The following is a 25,904-nucleotide window of genomic DNA, read 5'->3' on the forward strand; positions in this document are numbered from 1 at the left end:
AACCCCTGTTAATCATTTTGTCTTCGCGATCGATGAAAATCTGAATTCTTGGTCACTTTTCCTCTTAATTCCGTGATTGGCAGCATTGAAGGAGGTAGGAGGCAAGGGGCAGGGGGCAGGGGGAGCAGGGGAGGCAGGGGGTTTTACCTCATATGAATTCACTAAAATTTTGAAACAGATCCAAATCTAGAATCCTTTTAAAATATGGATTTCTTAATTTTGAATTTTGAATTGGTATCAGTTGGGGATTGGTGACCCCTACTGGGTCAGGAATACAAACAATTTGTAGGGTAGCACAGCTGTGCTACCCTACCGTGTCCTCCATTCAAATAAAAATTGCTAGCTATATTTAATACATTATCCCTTTATGGGTCGAGTATTCTGAATTCTGAATCCTGTTAGCGCAGCGGGGCGTAGCCCATTCTGACTCCTTTTTATGATTCCTAGCTGCCACAACTACCGACTGCAACGCAGTAAAGTGCAGCATGATACTTGCCATCAATGCCCAAAATGGCGTTCAGACTCATATCATGGAATCCACCGATACAAAGACTACCAAGGCCTAATTGCACAGCCATTAGACATATATTTTCAGCTTGATGACCAGCTTCCAAAAGAGCAAAGCGGTAGCCGCGGGCACCGTATTTGCACATAGAGCGCATGAAAACAGATGTGAACACGAACAGAGCATTGGCATTCACAACGTAATCCTGGCGCAATAAGGGTTCTACAAAATCTGTTGGTACTGCATCGCTAACTCGATGTAGGCCGTGACCGCGTGGCTCATAGTGATACAGTCCAGCGGCCAAACCTTCTACTGCTTGCGTGGATACGAAAACTTCAATGGGATAAAGTCCTCCCGCAGAGGGGGAGTTGCGACCTTCATAGAATTGACCCTCGACTTGACGCAGACCGTTGATTCCGCATCCTGCGTCGAGTAGTTGAGCCAATGAGATGATTGGCATAACCTTATTCTCAAACGATCGCACAGAAGAACGCCGTTCCAAAAGCTCAGTTAGGGGGTTATTGCACGGTGCTTTTGGAAGTTCGAGAAAAGGAGCCTCCGCCATATACCGCAGTTGAGTCGCCGGAACGCGCTTGACATAACTCTTAGGTACTGGAGAATTTAAATGATACAAAAGAGCTAATTCTAAAGGTTCTTTGTCTGTATACATTAGTCTAATTTTATAATTTAAAATTCAGTTTTTATATTGTTAAAAATTACACAATAATTTCTAAAACTCTTATACTAATTCGTAATGCGTGTAGCCCATTACGAATTGGTCAGGACTTACGCAAAATCATGAAAAAACGTAGACGCGGAGAGGCTTGCCGCAGGCTACCGCAAAGGACACAAAGAAATAAGAGTTTCAGAGAATTTTTGCGTAAGTCCTATTGGTATAAGTACTTAAGCCATAGGATGCGGACAGGGATTTAGAGCGTCTTCAGTACGTTGTCTGCTGTAACCAAGCTTTTGTGGAACCTCAAACAAACGTCGAGTACCTAGTGGTTCTTGTCCATAGCCGAAATATATAGGGACTAGTCCACTGGCTAAAGTCCGCACTACTCGAAAACCAAGAGGCCTGATATCGGAGGTTGTAATCTCGACTAAATAAGGTTCAACACCAGCTGAATGCAAGCTTACAATCAGCGATCGCAATTTCTCTACCTCTGCTTGAGATGTGTAAGTTGGTAAATTTTCAACCTTGAGGTATTGGTCATGGTGAAATAAGAAGTCCAACTCACCCAGCCGTGCGGTTGTATAGAAAAAAGCACTGTGATCGTCCAAAGACTTAATATCACTATATTGGTTGAGATTAGCACCAGCGCCGCCAGCCATACGTTCTATGTCACCAAAGCGGGATTGGCAAACTTCAAAAATTGCTTTGCGAAGCGCCGTTGGCCCATCAAGATGGCATCCCAAACCAGTTGCGACGGCGGGAGTTTTACCGGAGCGATCGATTAACATAGCCATCACAACTGGGACTTTAATATCACTAGTCAAATCGAAGGTAACTAGCTCAATTCCAAATCTCGCATAGTGGCGTGCAATTTCCGTCTCAATTCCTGGTCGATGCTCGAAATAGATGCGTGGAGCAGGTAAGCGGTTTAACCATGTAATGATAAAAGCATCGCGCTCAATCAATTCGCATAAGCCACTGTAGGCAGCAAACTCCAAATAAGGGCCGCTAGCCATGCCATTAGAACTGACGGGTAAAATATAATCCCCTGGTTGCTCGCTATGCCAGTCAAAATAAACCAGGGAGGCTGGGACTAAAACCTGTTGGTTAGTTGCCAGAGACACAGCAGCAATCCACGAAGTCTGCATTGCGGGATCGAAAGCTGCAAAGGGAAAGGTTGGGTCAGAATATTGTTTGTCAGAAAACGAGAAAAAAGCTGGAGGAGGAACGGCATCATCGCCTAATTCTTCGTAGCTACTGACAAGTATCTGGCGGCGATCGCCAATGCTGCCGCAGTAGCGTTCTATAGCTTCGCCAACAGCACCAAAAATCGCTTGTTCGTCAGTCATACCCCTGCCTACACCGTAGCGTAAATCGTCTGGCTGTTTGCGAAGCTGAAAATTTGCTAATTCGGCTTGCCATAAAACTGGGAACTCAAACTCTGTATAAGGCTTGGCGAACCTATCTATGGCTCGGATAATTCCAGTATGGGGGCTGACTAAATCCCGCCAGCGTGGACTAGCGATCGCTGTATTCACTGTGTTCTCTCCTGCCCCGAACAATGAGGACAACCAGGTTTTTTTAGTACAACGTTGTGAGTCAGTTTTGTACCGATCGAATCGAGATGCAATAATTTTCCGTCGGTGGCGATGGGCAAACCAAGCAATATTTTGATTGCTTCAAGAGCCAGGTAACTACCAACTAACATCTGGATTATGGGCAAGTTTTCTCGCAGTCGTGGTTGAGAACGGCGTTCTCGGTTGAGAAACTGCTCAATTGCCAACTCTGCCTCCGGAAGTTTCGCACAGGCCATTGCCCGCATCCGATAGCACAAATAGCAAGGGCCATCTTGAGAAAAGACCAACGGCCCGATAGTTCCCTCAACACCAGCAGCACCGCCTGGTAGCAATGGACGCTGCATTTTCAGGCATAGTCTGTTCAGGCGATAGGCCAGATTGACTGATACTGCATCGGTGGCGACAACAACGAGATCGACGTCATCAAGTAAAGCATTTACTGTTTCGTCGTTAGTTAGAGGATCTGTTACAACCTCAGTTCGGGTTGCTCCTGGGTTAACGGAGCTTAACGTTCGCGTAGCGTCTCGCAGAGAAGTTATCGCCTCGATTTGTCGAGCTGCTTCCACCCCTCGAAAAGCACCGATTTGATTAAATACCGAGCCTGACATCATCAGTGAATCGGATGCTACTGTATGGGTATCATCGCACAACCGGAGAAAACCAATACCAGCACTAGCTAGATTCATTGCCGTTACCAGCCCTGAGCCTGCGAGTCCGAAAACTCCAATTCTAGCGTTGGTTAAGTACTTCTGGGCATCCTTTTGCTCAAAGCCTAGCTCATGATAAAGACCGATCTGAGGGAGTAAATAAGCACGACTCTCTAAATCGACTGTATCTTCCAAAAAGTCTTCTACTAAGCGATTGTTCATCAAAAACTCTAAACATTGATTTAATGAAGAATCTGTCAACTTTTCGCCAATGACAGCACGTATTTCTCCTATTGTTCGGGAGCCGTCTAATAAAGGTAAAACAATCTTTTCGAGATTGTGCAATGCTTGACCTTTTACTGCTAGCGTTCGCCGCGTTGTTTTGAATATCATAGTTTCTTCGTCATTACAATCTGGCGGCATAACGTTAACAATGACATGTTCTAGTAGACGCAGGCGGCGATCGTCGTTTAATTTCATAGGCTTTTTCAAAAGGCTGTTAACTGTTGACTGTTAACCTTCAAGAGTCAACAGTCAACACCAAATTCCATCACCTTTTAGAGGCGGGATGAGCTTAATTAGTATCCAAATTCGACCTCATCAGTGTCTTCTATGACACCAGATACTGTTTTGCCATCACTAAATTTACATCCGCCGCCACATCCGCCACATCCGCCACATCCGCGACATCCGACACATCCTATACATCCGCGACATCCGACACATCCTATACATCCGCGACATCCGCGACATCCGCCACATCCGCGACATCCACCACATCCGCCACAACTAGCAAACCATCTTTGTTGAATGGTAGAGTCAAATGCTTCTGGCGTTGCTAATTTTTCTAAAGCTGCTATTTCCTCATCAGACAACAGAAGTTGTTCTAGTTTGTCTGCTTTGTCTATCAGACGCATTTCTACTGTTTGTTGAGTCAATGTTTTTTGGGCAAGCATGGTTCCTTACTCCTTTTAACTTCAATTCATTCATTTGTCTGTGAATTTGCATTCGATTTCCGGAAAAACTTTGATGACATTTTGGAGTCAACCAAATCTTCACGGAAGAATACGTATTTAAACAAGTGAGTAGGAAGGAATGACCAGAAGATCCGATAATGCTTAATTTTCGACTATCATCCCTTAGCAGGTTTAGGTAACAAAAACTCAGACTCTAGATAAGAGCCTCACTAATCTACAGAAGGTCAAAATCACTTACTTATTGGTGATGCTAATTTACACACATGGGGATGTGGCTCAAAATTTTTTTCTAATAAGTTGCAGTCAAAGATAGTAATTTGGGTTGGGAGTAGGGAGTGAGAATATTCTGTTTGAAAGCAACTTAGTATTAGGAAAAACTTTGCTGCATCAAGTTCACCAATAGCGTATCTTTTGAGCCTTTAATTCTTATAACAATATCTTCTTCTAGAGCTTTTTATTCTTTCTTAAGAGGTATATTGTACTATGGATAACAATTTTGCTCTTTACTAAGGAAGATTCAATTAAGTCTTGATAGCACTACCAAAAGCTATTATATTGCATTAGTTAATTAAAAAATTTATTCAATATAACGTAATTTGAGATTTAAAGCTGATTTTTCAATAATAATCGCTAGGATCTCGAACAATGTGACTCTATTCATTTATGAATACGACTTTAGTAAAGTAGCAATACTACGATTACACGTAGAAGATTATCTAATAAAGCTAGCCTAGAATAAATGTCTCATCTGGCTTGGACTCTAGACTTTATATTGATGCGATCGCCTGAGAAAAATAGCTATACTACGATTACCAACAGGAGATTTTATAACAACAGCAACTCAGGCTAAATATCTCCTCAAGGTTGAATTCCAGAGCTGACATCGGCCGTAGGCTATTTTCATACACGTATAAATTCTTTAGGGCATAAATTTTAACTATTTTTGATATATTCATACCCTACAAATCGAGATATAAGTTGATTGGGAGTACTAAAGTGAGAGATAACAAATCCAACCTTTTTGAAATTAGAGAACTATCTAAATAAAAATCAGGTTTAATTCATGAGCGATTTGAGAGTTGGGTTGAAAGACTACACTAGAACTTTATTTCATTCTCTACCCTTGTTATGGACAGCAGCACCTAAGGAAATGCTTTTTTTGATTGCTGTAATTTTGTTACAGGGGATTCTTCCTGCTATCAGCGTTTGGATTACTAAACTAGTGGTAGATACTGTAGCAACAGCATTAACATCTGGTAAAGAATTTGGTAATGCAATCTTGTTACCTTTAGTAGCAGGATGGGTGTTAGCTCTATTACTACAAACGCTTTTGTATCCTTGGATATTTGCGCTTCAGGGAAATCTCAATGACAAGTTAACGGCTCATATCAGCTTATTGTTAATGCGTAAAGCTGATACTTTTCCAGACCTGAGCCGTTTTGAAGATTCCCAATTCTATGATGAGCTACAACTTCTGCAAGAACAAATTAACTATAAGCCGTTGAATTTGCTGAATAATTTGGTTGAATTAGGCCGATCTTTGGTGACGTTGATAGCTATTGTTGGACTACTAGTACCCCTAGCATTTTGGATACCATTGGTAATTGCGATCGCAACTATACCTCAGATCGTGGTTTCTTCTCAGTATGGCAAAGCTATTTGGCTAACTTTATTTGAAAATAGTCCTCACGCCCGGAGAATGCAATATTACACTTCGGTAATGCTTACTGACACCTATGCCAAAGAAATCAGGTTGTTTAAGCTAGGTTCGTTTTTTATCGATCGCTACCTACAAGCATTCAAGTCTTTACATCAATCTATGCGTTATTTGAGGAGCAAGCAAGCATTTTGGTCGTCTAGCTTAGCTATTCTAAGTACTCTAGGAAATGGTTTTTCTTTTTATTGGGTGGTACATAAGGCTTTTAGAGGAGATTTCACCCCAGGAAGTGTACTTCTGTTCGTGCAGTCATTAACTTACTTCCAGAATAATCTAGAAGGATTTATTGGTAATTGGCTAGATTTGTTTGAAAATGTTCTCTACATGCAGAAATTTTTCAATTTTCTCGATACCCCAATCGCAATGCCATTGAGCATACCTGGAGAGAAAATACCAACTCCCATTCGCTCAGGTATTACTTTTGAGAAAGTTGACTTTTGCTACCCAGATGGTCGATTAGCTCTCAAGGATATTTCTTTTACCCTTTACTCTGGGCAAACGGTAGCGATCGTAGGCGAAAATGGAGCAGGAAAAACTACTCTAGTTAAGCTTTTGACCAGGCTATACGATCCAACAACAGGAAGCATTCTAGTAGATGGTATAGACCTGAGAAATTTCAATTTAGAACAATGGCGGCAGCAAATTGCTGGAGTTTTTCAGGACTTTGGACACTATGCGCTGACGCTAGGAGAAAATATCGCTTTAGGAAACCTAGCTGCTTTGCAGTGTCCAGATATTCTGAAGTACGCGGTTGAAAAAGCCGATATCGTCAAACTCGTCGAGCATTTTCCCACAAGGGAGGATACACCACTGGGCAAGCAGTTTGGCGGGACTGAACTTTCTGGAGGTCAATGGCAAAAGTTAGCTCTAGCTCGTGCTTTTGTCCGCAAAGAAGCCCAGTTACTACTTTTAGATGAGCCGACTGCTGCACTCGACCCCCGTAGCGAGTACGATCTATATCTTCGGTTTAGTGAGCTAGCTGAGGGCAAAACTACCATTTTGATTACCCACAGATTAGCTTCAGCGCGGATGGCTCACCGCATCTTAGTTCTCAAAGCTGGGCGTTTAATTGAGGATGGCACCCATCAGGAACTTTTACAACATGGAGGGGAATATACCGCGCTGTGGAATATGCAGGCACAACAGTACGGGACTTCCGACCGGGAGTAAGGAACTTGCAAGTCAAACTATAGCCATTACAAATATTTAGTATAATTTAATACTAAAGTAATACATTTGTGTAGAGTTATAAAGAAAGTATTAAGCGAATACCCAGAGAAGACGGGTAGAAATTGGGTAGTTACCCCCTATTTTTCAGCAAGCTATTGAGCGATAATTATGTGTATAAAAAGCGCTGGCAAAGATTTTTAGCTGGCATTTAATAAACCGCATATAAAAACAAAGCCCTGAATTTTTTCAGGGCTTTTTAAATTAATAGATATCAGTATAAAATTGCCTGATGCCTGGACGAATAACAATACTATTCAAAGGGGGTACTGGTGTCTAACATTGAGAACAACAAAATAATAGCTCGACGCTGGATTGAACTTATTAGCGAACATAATATTGAAGATATTTGTGAAATGACCGCTCCAAATTGGAAAATGCACGGTGGTTTACCTGGACTTTCCCCAGGCCCCGATGGTGTACGTCAACTGTTTGCTTCATTTGGAGATATTGACCAGAAATGGACAATTGAAGATGTAATTGCTGAAGCTGATAAAGTTGTTGTGCGTGCAACTAATACCTGCACCCAAGAAAGCTTCTTTGGCATACCCGCTAGCGGTCGTCAGCAAACATTTACAGCTACTTTCATTCATCGGATTGTTGATGGGAAGATAACTGAAACTTGGCGAAACGCTGATGACCTCGGACGAGTTCTTCAACTTGGTGCAAAGATTGAACCAACAGACTAGTAGTCTTGCATCAAGGAAGTTTTCGAGATTCTCGCTTGAGTGTTGCGATCGCAACACTCAAGCGAGGTGATTTTTAACATATCAGCCAGCACCAATTCAATCAATATTAAAGCCTGATTCAATTAATTCTGTAATAATTTCTGATGCTGAGTCTATTTTGGTTTGGTATTTATCTGACTATTTTAACATCCCTTTAGGTTTAACTACTTTTACACTTATGTTGATGTAATCTTTGAAAAAAATTTCAATTTACCAAACTCAAAGGTTATCGTAACATCAAGAGTTTAAGACCCCAACCATTACACGTAGTATCAGTTTTGGGGTTTAAATCCCCAACTCCAACTGTCTTTAATTTTTAATTTTTAATTTTTAATTGTTATTGGTGGGAGTTCGTCACCAAGTTAAATGAATCTGAATTTGCCTCTGGTGAATAATCTCTTATAGCTAAAAGTTGTCCAACCATTTCTGCACGAGACGAAACCTCAAGCTTACGAAACATTCGCTTTAAGGCTTGCTTGACAGAATTTTCAGTAATCCAAAGTTGATTTCCAATTTCTGCGTTAGTTAGCCCCAAAGCAACCAATTGTGCAATTTGCAACTCACGAGGTGTTAAGCGATCGCTTCTAAAAGTTTGGTGCTGCGACTTTCCTGCGGAATTACTCTGTGCGACTGTTGCAGCCCAAACAGATAGGTGTAAGCAAATGGCACTCAAATCAGTGAGATTTTGTGTATCAAAGGCAGACATCGACTTTTCACGGGTGCAACCTACTACGCCGACTAATTGATGACGATTAACGATCGGCCCCGCCATGACGTGCCAATGATCGGGGCGGGGACAAATGATTTTCCAAGCCTTTGGTGACATCACCAATGCTTCATGAACGGGCGCATGACGCTCCACCAGATAACGCGCTATGGGATTGCGTTCAATAGATAATGCAATTTTCTGAATTTCCTGAAGATTTTTATTGGCAGTTAAAGGTAATTTGTCGAAGAAAAAGATGGAATATCGTTTGGCAGCAAAATATTCACCAATTTTTGGTACAACTTGCAATCGTAGTTCATGCTCATTACAAGCTTGGTTGATGGCTTCAAAAATCAGCTTTAAGGGACTTGTCACGTCGCTTTGCTCCCAATTCAAAATTCAAAATTAAAGACACCGATAAATAAATTTAGTTGCTCTGTATCCTTTTTATTTTCGGTCATTAGTAAAATTGACTCAAGTGTAATCGATTGAGGTCTAGAAGCATTACACTACTGAGCCTATATTAGCTTTAATTTCACTAACACTTTGACATAGAAATCATCAAAGCAAATTTTATCACCCTTCTATTTTTGATATGAGCGTGAAAAAGTACTCGTTCGAGGACTAGGCGCGGTGACTCGTCATTCCTAGTATAGAAATCGATTTTGTTATAAACGGGACTAGGAGATTTGATTCATGAGTCACTCACAACAGTATGTCGTTGGGTTGGTCTTTTACCCTGGCATGACAGCACTCGATATCATTGGGCCACAAACGGTATTTAGTTCGCTCCCAGGTATCCAAATCCACCGCATCTGGAAAACGCTAGACCCGATTCATACCGATGATGGGATGAAGATTGTGCCAGATACCACCTTTGAAACTTGCCCGGCGTTGGATGTAATCTGTGTTGGTGGGGGCTTAAAACAGGCGGCGGTTGTAGACGACCCGCAGGTGCTGGAATTCTTCCAAAAACAAGGCAATACCGCAAAATTCGTGACTTCTGTGTGTTCTGGCTCTGAGTTTCTAGCGAAAGCAGGGTTGCTCCAAGGTTATCGAGCGGCTACTCACTGGCTATTTCGCGAACAGTTAGCAAAATTGGGAGTTGAAGTTGCAACAGAGCGAGTTGTCGTTGACCGAAATCGCATAACGGGTGGTGGTGTAACGGCAGGCATTGATTTTGGTCTAGCGATCGCTGAAGTGCTTTGCGGTCAAGAAGCCGCCAAGATCGCCCAACTGTTGATGGAGTACGATCCCGCCCCGTCATTTGATGTAGGTTCTCCAGAGAAAGCAGGTGCAGATCTGGTTAATAAAGCTATAGCGTATGCTGCTGAAGCATTCAATTTAGAAGTCAAGCAGGTAGCTTAAGATGAGCGTAAATCTAGAAATAAATCGCGATGTTGCGATCGCAAGCTGGGTAAAACGTAGCTTTTACGCGACTTCAATCCTCTTTAACGTCTGCTTAATTGCTCAAATATTAACGGTTGGTGTTGCCTACTTCATCGATCCTGGCTGGTGGAATATTCATGTGTGGCTCGTGCGAGGATATAGTGGACTGTCACTAATATTGCTGGCAGGGTTGTCCATAGCTCCATTCTCGAAACCAATCCGATCGCTTGTAGCCAGTCTGCCTGTGCTACTTGGACTGCAATTTTGCACCATTCATCTCAAAACTCCTCTTCATTTAGAGGTGCTACATCCTTTAATTGGATTCACGCTATTTTATATTTCTTCAAACCTCGTACATCGTGTATCGCGTGAGGTGTTTAACTCAGATACTGTAACTAAATCTTAGGAGGAATCCCCAGTAGTTAAGCTGGCTCAAGATCGCTAATGATGATGTGGGTAGCGTTGGCGATCGCGATCGCTGAGGCTACACACCCTAGCACCTACTACTTTTTCACTGCCGGATACTGCTGCAATACCTGTTGTAAATATTGTCCGGTATAAGATTTGGGATTTGCTGCAACTTCCTCCGGTGTTCCCATAGCAATTAATTCTCCGCCTTTATCGCCGCCTTCTGGTCCCAAATCTATTACCCAATCTGCACAACGAATGACATCTAAATTGTGTTCGATGACTAAAATTGAATTGCCTTTATCCACCAATCTTTGCAATACATCTAATAATTTGTGGACATCGTAAAAAGATAAGCCTGTTGTGGGTTCATCTATTAAATAAAGCGTCTTACCTGTGGCGCGTCGAGATAATTCGGTTGCCAATTTTACCCGCTGGGCTTCGCCACCAGATAAAGTTGTGGCAGGTTGTCCCAATTGAATATAACCCAAGCCTACATCAAATAAAGTTTGCAAGCGGGCGATCGCCTTGGGAATATTTTGGAAAAAGTCTAAACTTTCCTCAACTGTCATGTTGAGAACATCGGAAATAGATTTATCTTTATACTTCACCTGCAAAGTTTCGCGGTTGTATCTTGCACCTTTACAAATTTCGCACTGCACGTAAACATCAGGGAGAAAGTTCATTTCAATGACATTCACACCCTGTCCGCTACAAGCTTCGCAACGTCCGCCTTTAACGTTGAAAGAAAATTGTCCGGGTTTGTAACCCCTGGCTTTGGCTTCTATCGTTTGCGAAAATACATCGCGAATGGCATCGAAAATTCCCGTGTAAGTTGCAGGATTAGAACGTGGTGTGCGTCCAATTGGCGATTGATCTATGACGATCGCTTTATCGATTGCATTTAATCCCTGAATTTTATCTAAGTCTTTTGGTAAGGGAATTTTTTTAGTTAAATGATGTTGCAATGATGGATAAAGTAACTCGTTAATTAAGGTAGATTTACCAGAACCGGACACGCCAGTAACAGCAACGAGTTTACCTAGTGGAATTTCTACATCTATATTTCTTAAATTGTTACGATGGGCGTTTTTAATGATTAAACTGCGCCCATTGCCTTCTCGCCGTTCTGCTGGCGTATTAATTACTCGCCGTCCTGCTAAATAAGCACCAGTCAAGGAATCTTCTGCTGTTAATAATGCTTCTAAATCGCCTTGGGCAATAATATTTCCGCCGTGAATTCCTGCGCCAGGGCCAATATCAACTATATAATTGGCTGCACGAATTGTTTCTTCATCATGTTCGACGACAATTAAAGTATTACCCAAATCGCGCAATTTAGTTAAAGTTTTCAGCAATCTGCCATTATCTCGTTGATGCAAACCAATACTTGGTTCGTCTAAAACATAGAGAACTCCTGTTAAACCAGAACCAATTTGGGTTGCTAAACGAATCCGTTGCGCTTCGCCACCAGAAAGGGTCATTGCTGGACGGTCTAGGGTAAGATAATCTAAGCCAACATCTAACAAAAATTGCAATCTGGCTTTAATTTCTCTGAGTACTAAATCGGCAATTTGTAACTGGCGATCGCTCAACTTAAATTGCTCAATTCTTTCCCGACAATCTCGAATTGATACGCTGGTTAAATCCAAAATTCCATATTGTCCCAACTTCACAGATAAAGCTTCTGGTTTTAACCTTTTTCCTCTACAAACCTCACATGGCTGGTCGATTAAATACTGTTCTAATTTTTGCTTAACTAACTCCGTTCCACCTTCGTATTGTCGTTGCAAAATTGGAACAATACCTTTAAAAATTTGCTTTTTCTCTGTTTTTTTATTTTCTTCTTTTTCTCCATACAAAAGAGTCTGCTGTTGTTCTTCTGTCAGCTTGCTCCAATTTGTTTGCAATTCAAATCCATAAGCTTGCCCTACACTATAAAGTAATTCCAAATAATAGGAATTATCTTTTTCTGACCAAGGGGCGATCGCCGCATAAACTGGCGCTTCCGGGTCGGGTACAATCAAATCTGGCGCAAATCTCCTTAAAGTCCCAATTCCATGACAGTTGGGACAAGCACCATAAGGTGAATTAAATGAGAACAATCGCGGCGATAATTCCTCCATCACCGCGCCATGTTCTGGACAAGCAAAATTTTCCGAAAATACTAATTCTTCATCTGAGTCAGACCCCCCGCCTTCGGCACCCCCCCTTGCTAAGGGGGGGTTAGGGGGGGTTTCCTTAGATGAGTCATGACCAATAACAATGTTTGCAATACCACCAGATTGTTTTAAGCACGTAGATAAAGAATCGACTAAACGCTCTTGAATACCATCTTTTTTGACTAAGCGATCGATTACTACTTCAATAGTATGTGTTAAATTTTTATCCAATTCGATGGAATCTGAGAGGTCGCGGACTTCGCCATCGACGCGCACGCGGACAAAACCTTGAGATGCCAGACTTGACAACAGCTTACGGTGCGTGCCTTTTTTCCCCCGAACTACGGGTGCAAGAATTTGGAAACGAGTGCGGTCTGGTAATTCCAAAATGCGATCGCACATTTCATCAATTGTCTGGGGGGCAATACAGCGATCGCAAATCGGACAATGGGGTTCGCCAGCGCGACCGAACAACAGCCGCAAATAGTCATAAATCTCCGTCACCGTACCCACAGTGGAACGGGGGTTATGAGACGTTGACTTTTGGTCAATGGAAATTGCCGGACTTAAGCCTTCAATGGCTTCGACATCTGGCTTATCTAACTGTCCTAAAAATTGCCGTGCGTAGGCGCTGAGGGATTCCACATAGCGACGTTGCCCTTCAGCGAAAATCGTATCAAACGCCAAAGAAGACTTACCAGAACCAGAAACGCCAGTAAATACAATTAAGCGATCGCGTGGCAGTTCCAAGTCAATATTTTTCAGATTATGCTGCCTAGCACCCCGAATCCGAATGGTATTCTGGCTATTGTGCGAGGGGAGATGTCCGTTCAACAGAGATGCTTGAGCATTAGCCTGCTCTGAACGGAACTTCGGGGATGCTGTGAGCTGTGGGTCTGACATATTGGGCGGCAAAAAAGGAGTTTCTTATGAAACAGTCCTTAATAATACTATCTTTAATTAGTTTACAGTAGAACAAAAGTACTGTTTGAAATACTTATTGGGTATGGGGCATTGGGAAAGGGGAAAAGGAGAAAGGGTAAAGGCATTGATTTTTAATTATTCCCCTCTGCCCCCCTGCTCCTCTGCCCCCCTGCTCCCTTTCTCTGCCAAATTCCTACAAACTCCATGCAGCCTGAAAAAAATCATACTCACACAACATAGCATAACGGTAAGTTGAATGCACAACAGCATTGCTCGTGGCATAATTCTCGACCAAACTTTCTAACTGCTGTACTAATGGCTGAAAATCGGCGCTACTATAAGTCCGAATCCAGTCGGCATATTGATGATTTGGGATGCCATTAACAGCTAACTGTTCTCCCAAAAAAGCATACAAACGCATACAGGGAGACATGGCCGCAGCTGTTAAACCAACATCTCCACCCCAAGCAGTTGCTAACAAAAAATCAGTGTAGCGACGGGTAGCGGTTCCAGGTTCCACAGAATGTAAATTAACTCCCCACTGGGAAGCATAGCCACTGTGCAATTGCAGTTCTGCTAATACACCTCCAGCTAAGTTATGAAATGTCGTGAAACCTACCCAATCTGGTGCTTTAGCTGCGGCAATACTATACGCACGGGCAAAAGCTTCTAAGAAAAAAGCATCTTGCCCTACATAATAAGCAAATTTAGCTTGTTCGAGAGTACCATCGCCAATGCCCCGAACAAAAGGATGCTCTAAGCACGCTTTGGCTAAATCTTGATTTTTATTCCACAATTCATTGGATAAAGTCATTAGTCATTGGTCATTGGTCATTAGTCATTAGTCATTAGTCATTAGTCATTAGTCATTAGTCATTAGTCTTTGGTCATTGGTCATTAGTCTTTGGTCATTAGTTATTTCTCCTCCTCCCCCCATCTCCCTATCTCCCCATCTCCCCATCTCCCCACTTTCTAAAAAGGTAAAAACTGAAGTAAGAGTGAGCCAACACTGCCGAAAAAGTCAACGAAACTGGGGCTACCAGAGCTTACTTTTTCAGTATAGGGGGTTTGGAGTTCTTTCATAAAAGCCTGTGCTGTTTGCATTCCAGGGGTATTTTTTTGGGATGTAAACAATTTGTCGGCAGCTTGGGCATCTACGAATGCACCTTGTCTATCTAATATCTGGTAGCGGGCGACACCACGAGCTAGATAAGCACCTGCATAGTCTGGTTTAATGGCGATCGCTTGACTAAAATAACTAATTGCTTGCTGGGGGTTGCCTTTTTCTGCTTGTGCTACACCCAAAGCATAAAAATCCTCTGGTGAGGCAATTTGTGATGGTATTCCGATTGCACCTTGGAAATTACTATTATTCAGGTAAGCGCCATTTAATTCTGCATTTGTTAAATAGCTACTTCTCAAATCAGCAGCCGCCAAATTTGCGCCACTAAATCTAGTCTCGGTTAGGTTAGCACCAAATAAACTAGCACCGCTCAAGTTAGCCCCTCGCAAATCAGCACCGCTCAAGTTTGCACGGCTGAGGTTTGCACCTGCAAGATTAGCACCGCTCAGATTGGCTCCAGCTAAATCAGCCATAACTAAACCTGCATGAGTCAAATCGCAGTTTTGACATTGTTTGGTTGCCAATAACTGTTTCACGTGTTCGGGATTCGCCGCTTGTACGGTTGTTGTCAGGCTAACTAAAGTTAAAAATGTGGCTGTGGCAAGAATTTGACTTTTCATATTTGCGTAATCTTTATTACTGAATAATCAATATTAACCGAGGTAGATTTATACCTCAGCCTATGATATTAGCAATCTGAAAATTTTGCCCTCTGTAGTTGCCCATATCACTTGTAACGAACTGTCAGCAGCGTATAAATACGTACTTCTCGTGAACCCGCAGTGCATTGGACTTCTTGCAGAAGTCGGGAAAAGGGGAAGGGGAAAAGGGGGAAAGGTTTGGTATTTTCCCTTTCTCCTTTAACCTTTTCCCTTTTCCCACAAGAGTGCAAAAGTGCTTTTGCAAGAGGTCTCTTATTCGTAGTGATACCGACAAGTTAGAAAATCAATCTGGGTGTTTCCCACCCGATAGACAAGTCGATGCTCTAAATCTATTCGCCGCGACCAGATATCTGCATCCATATACTTTAATGGTTCTGGTTGACCAATACCCTCAAATGGGTCTTGCATGACAACCGTCACCAAATCCAAAATTTTTGAAGCTTTGTCAAAATCTTGTTTAAACCACCAAGCTAAATCTTCTTTAAATTTAGAACTAAAACCAGGAGTGCGATTCACTACAACTGGCTTAATTTCGTCAACTTGAGCTTTCTTTTTCTTCTTCTTGGTCAATCCCCAACTCCTGCTGAAGTTCTGCGATAGTTTGAGGTTGAATCCTTCCTGTTTTTGACTCTTCTATTGCTTCCAGCAGGCGATGTGCATTCGCAGGCGATCGCAAAAGATAAACCGTTTCAACCAAACTCACTAAATCTGACTCAGCAATTAAAGCTACATTTTCACTATCGCGACGGTTGATAATATACACTTGATGATTTTGTACTACCAGATCTAACAGCTTAAAAAAGTCATTTCTGGCATCGGTTGGGGATGTGATTTTATAGGATAGCATCAGTTTATGTACAAACTTCTGTACATATATTCTAAATTGGCAATCCTTTTGCTGACAATACAAATTTATTACTTTGGGGCAAACTAAGGGTAAATGCTGTTTGACCAACAGATGTTGCCGGATCGAGGGTGAGATCGCCATGATGTGCCCGGACAATTTCGCGGGCTAGGCTTAGTCCGAGTCCAATTCCTTCGACTTTGCGGGTGCGGGCACGATCGCCACGATAAAATCGGTCAAAAAGTCGGGAGCGATCGCCCTCTGGAATATCTTTTGATGCGTTGGTAATCTTAATCTGGAGCGTTTTTTGATTTTGATGAGCTTGAATTTTTATCCAACCGTTGGGGAGATTATATTTGATGGCATTACTCAACAAATTTTGTAGAACTTGAATTAGAAGATCGCGATCGCCTTGTACTTTTAGACCATCAGGAATATCGCTTTGCACGCTCAAATGGGGAGCCAGCAATTCTACATCCTCTACCATTTCCACGAGCAACTCAGACATATCCACTTCAACTAAATACAAGCTCATTTGTCCTGCATCTGCCAAAGACAGCAGTAAAAGTTTCCGCATAATGCCGCTCAACCGACGCACTTCATCCAAGAGGTTACTTAAACGCTGTTGCACTTCCGAGCCGGGTTCGACTTGTTGCAGCGTTCGTTCTAGTTCGCCTTGGAGAATGGTTAGTGGGGTTTTCAGTTCGTGAGCAGCATCAGCACTGAAGCGAGAAGCTTGTGTAAAACTGCGTTCTAAGCGTTCTAGCATTTGGTTAAACACGCCAATCAGTTCCACAAATTCAACATCTGTTGTCTCAAAGGGAATTCGCCGATCTAGCCCTTTGACGGTTACCTGTTGAATGACGCCTGTTAATCGATCGATGGGACGCAAAGCACTACCAGCAACCACCCATGCCCCGACGGCAACCAGCAAAAGCGCTCCCGGAATTGATACAAGAAAAATATTCCGAATAATAGCCATCTCTCGATCGACGGCTTGGAGGCTAACCGCAATGGCAACCTGAGCATTGGGGAATCTAGCAGCCCCAATCCGCCAATTTCCTGTTCCTGTCTGCTGAGAGATAAATTGAGGTGGGCGTGGAGGAGGAAAAGGTGGATTTATATTCTTAGGTATTGGGGGCCGTCCTCTATTCAGGGGCGGTGGCACAGGTGTTAAGTTAATGTCCCGAAGCAACAGACGATTCAAATCGACATCGGCTTGTACTGCGTCGGATTGGTAAACTATTTTGCTGTTTGTGTCAAGCACTAACAGTGCAACGGGAGTTTTTGTATTTGCTCCTAAAATATGGGTTAATGAGTCTTCATAGCGCTGCCATCGTTCTACTTCCGGCGGAAGTTCGGGCGGACGGCTTGCCCGCATTAATTGATTTAACAGTTCTGCGTCTAGGCGACTAATCTTAGCCTCGTAAATCTGAAACCAAGAGACTGCACCAAACCCAACTAATGCACTTCCAGCTAAACCGGCAGACAATAGGGCAATCCGCAATCGGAACGAGGGACGTTTCATAGTTTCTCGTCTGGTTTGCGAAACCGATATCCAACCCCGCGAATGCTTTCAATTAACCCTGCTTCATCAATGGGATCGATTTTTTTGCGAATTCGTTGGATACACACATCGACGACGTTGGTGTTGGGGTTAAAGTCGTAACCCCAAACGTGTTCTAGGATTTGAGTGCGGGTAAAAACTCGTCCGGGAGAACGCATGAGATACTCCAGCAGATTAAATTCGCGGCTGGTAAGTTCGATCGCCCGTTGATTGTAGGTGACTTCCCGCGTAATGCGATCGAGTTTGAGCGACCCCACCACAAGCAAATTTTGGCGAGCGCCCACACTCCGACGTACAACCGCATGAATTCGAGCCGCGAGTTCTTCCACAAAAAACGGTTTGGCTATGTAATCATCGGCTCCCAAATTCAACCCGGACAAGCGATCGTCGAGTTCATTACGAGCTGTTAATAAAATCACTGGAGTATTTCGCCCTGAGTGCCGTAGCTGTTTGAGAATCGATAGCCCATCCTTACCTGGCACCATGATATCAAGTACGATCGCATCATATTCGTTATCTAATGCCCGCAGATATCCTTCATCGCCGTTGTCGCAGTAGTCTACGACAAATCCTTGCTCCTTCAATCCAGCCCGGACGAAGTTAGCAATTTTGGCTTCATCTTCGACAAACAAAATGTTCACAAATAATATTGATTACTCGACAATCATTCTTCCATTGTAAATTCATTACCTTTTAGTTCAAATTACAAAAATGTAATTTACAAACGAAGTCAATTGTAATTTTGAGAGAGCTTAATCAGAAATGTAAGCAACAATTTCGAGGTTAATGATAATGAATATTCGTCGAATCTTAGCTGTAGCAGCAATTCCTTTTGTGATTGGTACATTTGGTTTTGTTGCACCCTAAGCAAATGCCCAATCTCCAACCAATCGTAAGGTAGAGATACAACGGTTACGCAGCAACTTTTGATGTCGGGCTGAAGATTACGTAATTTGGTTACAGTATTTATGCTTAAGTGATAAAAATTACAAAATTGTAATTTACAAGCAAGGCGAACTGTAATTTTCGATTAGTTCAATCAGAAATGTAAACAATCTATCTTTTAGGTATTGATTATGAATATTCGTCAAGTATTAGTGCTAACTGCGATTCCTGTTTGGTTGGGTACATTTGGTTTTATGTCACTCAATCAGGCGAATGCTGCTAATAAATTCCAGCAAATTGCACAGGCAACAGATACTCCCAACCAACCACCGTCAGAAAGGCAGCGTCCGCCTCGTCCTGACTTTAAAGCTGCTGCGGCAAAGCTGGGTGTTACAGAACAACAATTAAAAGATGCGCTGGGAGTCCCCGCTAATCCTCCCACTCCAGGCGATCGCAATCAACGTCCGCCTCGTCCTGATTTCAAAGCTGCTGCCACAAAGCTGGGTGTCACAGAACAACAATTAAAAGATGCACTAGGAGTCCCTGCTAATCCTCCTGGCGATCGCAATGGTCATCCGCATCATCCTGATTTTAAAGCAGCTGCCGCAAAGCTGGGTGTCACAGAACAACAATTAAAGGATGCGCTGGGAGTCCCTGCAAAACCTCCCACTCCAGGCGATCGCAATCAACGTCCGCCTCGTCCTGATTTCAAAGCTGCTGCCACAAAGCTGGGAGTCACAGAACAACAATTGAAGGATGCGCTGGGAGTACCTCCTAATCCTCCTGGCGATCGCCAAGCACCTCCTCCACCAGACAGGTAACGATTTTTACTTGAATTAGGTAAATGCGTAGGGGCTTTACAGCTGTAAAGCCCCTGCACGTATCTATGTTGATGTTACTTTTTTGTGTACGTTAGCCATGTGGGAACCAGCTTACCAAGCTATAGGTAAGCCGGTAACTGCGATCGCACCAGCAATGATACTAGCCGCAAGGGAAGTCAACGCTGTGCCAAATATCCACCAAGCTGCATTCGCAACGGTTTTTTTGGTTTCTTCGGCTTGCTTTTTAGCTTGTTGTTGAATGGCTTTCAGGCGTTTTTGTGTTTCTAACTGAATGCGTTCGGCTCGTTGCAGTACGCTATCCCGCGCGGCTTCTATTTGGTCTATGATGCGGTTGGCGTCTGCTTGGGAAATATCCTCGCGAGAACTCAAGACTGCAACTAAGGTGTTGCGATCGAATTGGCTGAGGCGATCGCGCAAGGCTTCAAATCCAGCTTGCGGATCGTCAAAGACTTTGCCAAAGTCTTGCTTAATGCCTTCATAGTTGAGTTCCGGACGATCCAGAGAGTTAAGATAGTTGCGAATTTTGGCAAAAATTCCATCCAACACCGATTGCACTCTTTGTTGAATCTGCTGGAATTGTTCGACAATGGAACTGCGAACGGACTCGATTCGATCCACAATTTGGTTAGCTTCTTCTTGTGAAATATCCTCGCGTTGGGATAACAACGCCACAATTGTCGAACGGTCAATTTTAGCAGCGCGATCGCTTAAATTTCCAATTCCAGCGCGGGGAGAAGACAACAGCAATTGCAAATCGCGTTTGATTCCTTCGGGGTTGAGTTCTTCTTTGTTAGTATTCCGCAGGTAATCTTCGAGATTTCCTTCAAAATCTAAAATTCTTTGAGTGGTGCGCTTTGCAAAACGTCGCGGCGCTTTGACAATATCGCCAATCGCATCTTGTAGGCGATCGATGATTTGATTAACTTGTTCTTGGCTCAAGTCTCCCCGCTGACTTAGGAGTTTCACCAAGGTTTCTCGATCGACATGAGAAAGGCGATCGCGCAATGCTAATGCACCTGCTTTCGGGTCATCGAGTAATTTTTCCAAATCGCGCTTAATACCTTCTGGATCGAGTTCTTCCAAATTAGTATTGCGGAGATATTCTGCAATCGCTTTTGTAGTTTTTTCGTACTGTTCTGTTGCTTGTTGCGGTAGTTGTAAAATACTATCTCGGACTGCTTCAAGTTGATCGAGGACTTGGTTAATCTGTTCTTCGCTCAAGTCTCCCCGCTGAGTCAGGAGTTTCACCAGTGTATCGCGGTCGAATTGCGATAAACGCGATCGCAAAAGCTTAATTCCCGCTTGCGGGTCTTCTAGTAAAATTCTAAAGTCGCGTTTGATACTTTCGGGGTTGAGTTCTTCTTTGTTAGTATTCCGTAAATAATCTTCAACTCTTTGCCGCAATTCATCGGCTTTTGCTTTTGCTTGTTCTTGCAATTCTCTAGCACGATTCAAGATATTATCGCGGTTGCTTTCGAGTTGACTAACAATATTATTCGCTTCTTCTTCGCTAATATCTTGACGTTGTTGCAGCAATTGTACAAAGGTATCGCGGTCAAATTGAGTGAAGCGATCGCTTAATTCTTCAAAACCTGCTTCTGGATCTTCTACTAACCTCACAAAATCCTGTTGAATAGCTTCCGGATTAAGCTCTTCTTTGCCAGTTGAACGCAGATAATTTTCGATGCGACTGCGGAATTCTTGACCTTTTTCTCGCGCTTGAGCCTGTTTGACTGTTTCTAAAACTTCCTGGCGATCGCTTTCCATTTGTTCGGCAATTTCTGTTACCCTCGCTTCGCTGATATCATCCCGCTGCTTCAGCAAATTTACGAAATATTCTCGATCGATTTCTTCTAACTCGCGTCTTACAGTTGTCGGATCTGCGTTCGCATCATAGATGACTTCTTTGAATTCATTTTTCAGGGTAACGCGGTTAAAATGCCAAGGAAATGAATTCAATATGTAGTCTTCTACATCTGTTTTAATTGTATTTTCCAGCGATATGGGCAATCTTGCTGTTGCTTCTTCTTTAAAGTTTTGTAACTCTTTTGCGATCTGTTCGACATCAACATCTTGAACTTTGTCTTTCAGTTTTTGCAACTGATTTGTAATTTTGTTAACATCGATATGAGAAAGGTTGATTTTATCCAATACGGCTGGTACTGCGGCAGTCAAGCCATATTGAACAGCTTGCTTCATTACACCATTACTTTGCTTGCCATTACCACCTCCAACTGTAACCAACTCCTGGAGTCTTTGACCTAAATCCTCGGAATTGAGTTCTTCGGGGGTAGCAGATTTCAGCAAGTTAATTACTTGCTGTGTTGGATTTTTGCGATTTAAAGCTTGTTGCCAAGCACCTTCCAATTGGTCGGCAATTCGATTGATATCTTCTTGAGATAAATCGGTGCGATCGCTAATTAAATCAACAAATGTTTGCCGATTCACATGTTGCAACAAATCACTATTAACAACAGATTGCAAATCTGTATCTTGAATCAGCTTGTCAAATTGAGAACGAATTTCTTTGATATCTAATTTTGGCAATTGTATAGAAGCCAAAGAAGTTTGCAATGTGTTTGTGATACTTTCAGCATCAAAGCCTGATGTTAATTCTCGCCGCACTGCGGCTGTAATTTCTTCTGCTGTGGAAACCAATTGTTGTTTGGTAGCATTGGCGCTAATGCCAGTGGTTGCACTACCGAATAATGCTTGAAAACCAGAATTCACAGTACTTGCAATAGAACCAATTAAAGAACCTACTGCCGATGAACCGAACCAAATTATCGCTGAAAAATAAATAGACCAGATAACTACACCGATAACCGATCCTAGAAATGCATTTTCGACTAAGCTCAGTTTTACTGCTAGAAAAGAAGCAATAAATAATGCAATACTAGCGGTTATTAATGCCCAAGAACCGACTTTACCCTGAACCTTACGAATTTTGCTACCAAGCTTGACTGACTCATCGTCATCATCTGAGTCAATTTCCCAAGTTGAAATTCCTACAGCAACTGAAAAGTTTGTGAATAATAATTGGAAAGCTAAAGCCATTGCAACCCCAGCCACCAATGCCACAAATAATTTAGGGCCAGCAAAAAGAACTGATGCTTCTTCTGGAGTTAGCAGTTGTTGAGTGTGAGGAGGTGCTAATCCCAAAGATAGCGAATCCCAGCCTAATAAGGCAAAAAAACTTTGAAACATAGTATTTTTTTACTTGCATTTAATTAAATAGCCATTTTTTGATAAAATGGTCTACCTCTCAATTTAAATATTAAGTTTTCTGGGTTTACACTTTCCCAAGTAATAAAAACTTTCACCAAAAGTCGTAATTTTATAAAGTATGCAAACCTTACAAAAGTTAATATAAAAATTGATACTTTTGCAGTTTTAAAATTCTTAAACATAATTATTGATTTTTTATGCAATAGGTGTATTTAAAAAAAATAATTACTTAGCTGGGCGAACTTATATTAATTGCAACAATGGTTTACATAGGTATAAATCTATAAGCGACCTATCTAAAAAATAAATGCTGAAGTCCAAAGATTATTCTCTTTTAAAATAAAAATCTTATTAACGCTAAAAACTTAGCAATGAAATCATATTCGATATTGATTTTTCTTTTGGTATTTTTTTACTGAACTTTAGATTAAAAGACCTATGTCTGTTGATAGAGCGAAAATTTCTTCCAAGCGATTGAGGAAAAATAAATATAAACATGTATTAATAGGGATTATTACGAGCTAAAACCGAGCTATAGATTTTTCAATAATTGATTTTACTGTCTGTGGAGAAAAATAATGGTTGTAGGTTTACATAAACGTGCTGTAGGCGTATTTTCTACTCGTAGAGATGTTGAACATGCGCTACATGAATTGAAAAATGCCGGCTTTGATATGAATAGAGTATCTGTTATTACGCGGGATGGAGAGCGTGATGACATTGCTGGCGCGGAAGTGCGCGATCGCGTTGGTGATAAATCCGATGAAGGCGCTGCGGTGGGAGCAGTTTCCGGCGGTGCTGTAGGTGGATTAACAGGCTTATTAGTAGGTCTTGGTACCTTAGCCATCCCTGGAATCGGGCCGATTATGCTGGCTGGAGCCGCAGCGACCGCTTTGGCTACCACTCTGGCTGGAGCAGGTATCGGTGCAGTAGCTGGTAGTTTGCTTGGTGCATTGATTGGTTTGGGAATTCCCGAAGAAAGAGCCAGAGTATACGACGAACGCGTCAAACGAGGACAGTATCTAGTTATCATCGATGGTACGGACGCTGAAATTGCCAGAGCAGAAGCAATATTACGTCAGCGGGGTATCGAAGAATTTGGCGTTTACGACCATCCAGATAACGCACATACAACTACAGGTGTTGCTCATCACGATGTTAGCGGCAAATATGCAGTAGGATACTTTTCTCATCGACCGGATGCGGAAGCTGCAATTAGCGATCTGCGGAAAGCAGGTTTTCCCTTGAGCCAAATTTCTTTAATTCACAGAGACACTTCGCACCGGGAATCTTTTCCAGATATTCATCTAAGCGATCGCTGGGACTCTAACCGCTGGAGACTACCAGATAACCGCACTCATTTCTATAACGAGCGCATCAATCAAGGCGATTACATCATCGTTGTTAGTGGAACAGAAGCTGAAATCCAACGTGCAGCAGCTGTCATCAGTCACCACGGAATTCAACAGTGGCAAATTTTCGATTCAACCGGGTACGCCCCTGGAACTACAGGCGTGCAAGGTACAACTACAGCCGTGCAAGCAAACAAACGCGCAATCGGTGTATTTTCTCATCGTCGAGATGCAGAAACAGCACTTACAGAATTGCGAGATGCGGGTTTCCCGATGAGTAGAGTTTCAATTATTGCCAAAGATGCCAACGGTCATGGTATCGCCGGTGTAGAGAATAAAAACATCGGTGCGGGTAATAAAGCAGACGAGGGTGCAAAAGCTGGTGCAGCTACAGGCGGCGTTTTAGGCGGCTTGACAGGCTTATTAGTTGGTCTTGGAACCTTAGCAATTCCCGGAATCGGCCCAGTACTGGCAGGTGGCGCAGCAGCTACAGCCATAGCAACAACACTGGCTGGTGGCGCTATTGGTGCAGCAGCTGGCGGTATTGTCGGCGCACTAGTTGGTTTAGGAATTCCCGAACACAGAGCTAGAGTTTATAGCGATCGCTTCCAAAGAGGTGATTACTTAGTGATTGTCGATGGTACAGAAGCTGAGATCTACAAAGCCGAACCAATTCTCAACCGTCGAGGTATCGAAGAATTCGGCGTATATGACGCCACAGATCTAGGCGAATCTCGCTCAGGTTTCGATGCAGGAACCCATCACACCACAGGAGTTTTAGATCGCGATCGTACCAACTACTCAACGCAAGTTGATAGAGACGATCCTGCTGTAGTTATCGTCGATCGCCGTGATGACATAATCTAATCAAAATTCAGAATTCAGAATTCAGAATTCAGAATTTAGAATTCAGAATTTTCAATTCTAAATACTGTAGGCGTACAGACACGATTAATCAAATTTCTCCCCTGAATTCTGAGTTCAGATTCCTTGCTCCTCACCTCTGCCGTAAATCTCAACACATTTCATCTGAACCCAAATTAAACATATGAAAAAGCTAACTCCCCTAGTAATTAGTTGCCTTTTAGTTTTTGGTGCTGCTGCTTGCGATAACACTTCTAAAACAAGTGAATCTGCACCTGGTAATCCCAACGAAGCTGCACAAACACCAACCAGTCAAACAACAGAAGCTTCTCAAAAAGATGCACAAAGTGACCTCCGCAGAAGACAATTAAATGAAGATATTCGCGCCCGCGAACAACGCAATAATGCTACTGGCGGCGATGCAAATAGAGCCGCAGGTGACCTAGCAAGTGAAGTTCGCTCTAAATTGGAGGCGAATATACCTGGCGGTCAATTAACAGTTAGTGCAGCAAAAGATGGAGTTGTAACTGTAGGAGGAACCGTACCCAATCAAGATCAAATTGCTAAGATTGAACGGTTATCCAAAGAAATTAAAGGTGTGAAATCAGTAGTGGTGAAAGCTACTGTTGCTCCACCAAAAAGCTAAAACAGCTAACAACTATTTAATACCAATTCGCGATTTGTAATTCGCTATAGATGCGGCAACATTGTCTGATAGACATTTGTTGCCTCATTTTGAACAATTTTGTATTCTGGAGTACAAACGCTATTAATGGTGTATCTGCCCACTCCCTGCCCGCACAAATAATATCGTGTTCGGTTAAAGACTTATCATTTAGACGACAGGGGAGCAGGGAGCTTTCTACCAGGGGAAAAGAGGGTTTCCTGGTTTTT

20 protein-coding genes are annotated in these 25,904 nt (G+C 42.5%); 7 read left to right on the forward strand and 13 right to left on the reverse strand.

What is annotated here, in order from left to right:
• Positions 1 to 443: 443 nt before the first annotated feature.
• The 4 genes from NSTC745_RS21285 to NSTC745_RS21300 form a co-directional block, all read right to left on the reverse strand.
• A complete protein-coding gene (locus NSTC745_RS21285) occupies positions 444 to 1,175 on the reverse strand; it encodes a SagB/ThcOx family dehydrogenase (protein ID WP_445632718.1) in 732 nt (243 codons plus the stop codon).
• 233 nt (positions 1,176 to 1,408) lie between these two features.
• Entirely contained in the window at positions 1,409 to 2,719 is a 1,311-nt protein-coding gene (locus NSTC745_RS21290; RefSeq protein WP_445632719.1) for a YcaO-like family protein, read from the reverse strand.
• Positions 2,716 to 3,885: a TOMM precursor leader peptide-binding protein gene (locus NSTC745_RS21295; RefSeq protein WP_445632720.1), complete on the reverse strand. Its 1,170-nt coding sequence runs from the start codon at positions 3,883 to 3,885 to the stop codon at positions 2,716 to 2,718. Before NSTC745_RS21295 ends, NSTC745_RS21290 begins: the two co-directional genes overlap by 4 nt.
• Before the next feature lie 98 nt (positions 3,886 to 3,983).
• Positions 3,984 to 4,361, reverse strand: a complete 378-nt coding sequence (locus NSTC745_RS21300; protein WP_445632721.1) for a hypothetical protein — start codon at positions 4,359 to 4,361, stop codon at positions 3,984 to 3,986.
• A gap of 1,084 nt (positions 4,362 to 5,445) precedes the next feature.
• Between NSTC745_RS21300 and NSTC745_RS21305 the strand changes: the two genes are divergently transcribed.
• Together NSTC745_RS21305 and NSTC745_RS21310 are read left to right on the forward strand one after the other, a co-directional pair.
• Positions 5,446 to 7,269, forward strand: coding sequence for an ABC transporter ATP-binding protein (locus NSTC745_RS21305; RefSeq protein WP_445632722.1), 1,824 nt, complete (start codon positions 5,446 to 5,448; stop codon positions 7,267 to 7,269).
• Between the two features lie 329 nt (positions 7,270 to 7,598).
• Positions 7,599 to 8,015, forward strand: coding sequence for an ester cyclase (locus NSTC745_RS21310; RefSeq protein ID WP_445632723.1), 417 nt, complete (start codon positions 7,599 to 7,601; stop codon positions 8,013 to 8,015).
• Positions 8,016 to 8,391: 376 nt separating this feature from the next.
• Here NSTC745_RS21310 and NSTC745_RS21315 read toward each other — a convergent pair whose 3' ends face one another.
• Positions 8,392 to 9,135 carry a helix-turn-helix transcriptional regulator gene (locus NSTC745_RS21315; RefSeq protein WP_445632724.1) on the reverse strand — a complete coding sequence of 248 codons (744 nt, stop codon included), beginning with the start codon at positions 9,133 to 9,135 and terminating at the stop codon, positions 8,392 to 8,394.
• A 321-nt stretch (positions 9,136 to 9,456) separates the two neighbouring features.
• Between NSTC745_RS21315 and NSTC745_RS21320 the strand changes: the two genes are divergently transcribed.
• Positions 9,457 to 10,128: a DJ-1/PfpI family protein gene (locus NSTC745_RS21320; protein ID WP_445632725.1), complete on the forward strand. Its 672-nt coding sequence runs from the start codon at positions 9,457 to 9,459 to the stop codon at positions 10,126 to 10,128.
• A gap of 1 nt (position 10,129) precedes the next feature.
• A complete protein-coding gene (locus tag NSTC745_RS21325) occupies positions 10,130 to 10,555 on the forward strand; it encodes a DUF6220 domain-containing protein (RefSeq protein WP_445632726.1) in 426 nt (141 codons plus the stop codon).
• Positions 10,556 to 10,652: 97 nt separating this feature from the next.
• On the opposite strand, the gene uvrA is transcribed toward NSTC745_RS21325, so the two are convergent.
• The 7 genes from uvrA to NSTC745_RS21360 all read right to left on the reverse strand — a co-directional run bounded on the left by uvrA (position 10,653) and on the right by NSTC745_RS21360 (position 18,480).
• Positions 10,653 to 13,622 (reverse strand): excinuclease ABC subunit UvrA, encoded by a 2,970-nt coding sequence (gene uvrA / locus NSTC745_RS21330; protein ID WP_445632727.1) that lies wholly within the window; start codon positions 13,620 to 13,622, stop codon positions 10,653 to 10,655.
• Between the two features lie 214 nt (positions 13,623 to 13,836).
• Positions 13,837 to 14,457, reverse strand: coding sequence for a TenA family protein (locus NSTC745_RS21335; protein WP_445632728.1), 621 nt, complete (start codon positions 14,455 to 14,457; stop codon positions 13,837 to 13,839).
• A 158-nt stretch (positions 14,458 to 14,615) separates the two neighbouring features.
• Positions 14,616 to 15,386 (reverse strand): pentapeptide repeat-containing protein, encoded by a 771-nt coding sequence (locus NSTC745_RS21340; RefSeq protein WP_445632729.1) that lies wholly within the window; start codon positions 15,384 to 15,386, stop codon positions 14,616 to 14,618.
• Between the two features lie 294 nt (positions 15,387 to 15,680).
• Entirely contained in the window at positions 15,681 to 15,998 is a 318-nt protein-coding gene (locus NSTC745_RS21345; protein WP_445632730.1) for a Txe/YoeB family addiction module toxin, read from the reverse strand.
• The gene (locus tag NSTC745_RS21350) at positions 15,964 to 16,275 is read right to left on the reverse strand and encodes a type II toxin-antitoxin system Phd/YefM family antitoxin (protein WP_445632731.1); all 312 of its coding nucleotides are present in this window, start codon (positions 16,273 to 16,275) and stop codon (positions 15,964 to 15,966) included. Before NSTC745_RS21350 ends, NSTC745_RS21345 begins: the two co-directional genes overlap by 35 nt.
• Positions 16,276 to 16,306: 31 nt before the next feature.
• On the reverse strand, positions 16,307 to 17,800 hold the full coding sequence (locus tag NSTC745_RS21355; RefSeq protein ID WP_445632732.1) for an ATP-binding protein: 1,494 nt from the start codon (positions 17,798 to 17,800) through the stop codon (positions 16,307 to 16,309).
• Complete coding sequence (locus tag NSTC745_RS21360; protein ID WP_445632733.1) at positions 17,797 to 18,480, reverse strand: response regulator transcription factor; 684 nt, start codon at positions 18,478 to 18,480, stop codon at positions 17,797 to 17,799. Before NSTC745_RS21360 ends, NSTC745_RS21355 begins: the two co-directional genes overlap by 4 nt.
• Positions 18,481 to 18,915: 435 nt before the next feature.
• Here NSTC745_RS21360 and NSTC745_RS21365 point away from each other — a divergent pair, with 435 nt between their 5' ends.
• On the forward strand, positions 18,916 to 19,545 hold the full coding sequence (locus NSTC745_RS21365; protein WP_445632734.1) for a hypothetical protein: 630 nt from the start codon (positions 18,916 to 18,918) through the stop codon (positions 19,543 to 19,545).
• Between the two features lie 111 nt (positions 19,546 to 19,656).
• On the opposite strand, the gene NSTC745_RS21370 is transcribed toward NSTC745_RS21365, so the two are convergent.
• Positions 19,657 to 22,773, reverse strand: coding sequence for an MFS transporter (locus tag NSTC745_RS21370; protein ID WP_445632735.1), 3,117 nt, complete (start codon positions 22,771 to 22,773; stop codon positions 19,657 to 19,659).
• A 599-nt stretch (positions 22,774 to 23,372) separates the two neighbouring features.
• Between NSTC745_RS21370 and NSTC745_RS21375 the strand changes: the two genes are divergently transcribed.
• Complete coding sequence (locus NSTC745_RS21375; protein ID WP_445632736.1) at positions 23,373 to 25,013, forward strand: histidine kinase; 1,641 nt, start codon at positions 23,373 to 23,375, stop codon at positions 25,011 to 25,013.
• Positions 25,014 to 25,194: 181 nt separating this feature from the next.
• Complete coding sequence (locus NSTC745_RS21380; RefSeq protein ID WP_445632737.1) at positions 25,195 to 25,656, forward strand: BON domain-containing protein; 462 nt, start codon at positions 25,195 to 25,197, stop codon at positions 25,654 to 25,656.
• Positions 25,657 to 25,904 lie beyond the last annotated feature (248 nt).

Source organism: Nostoc sp. DSM 114161 (genome assembly GCF_052692665.1).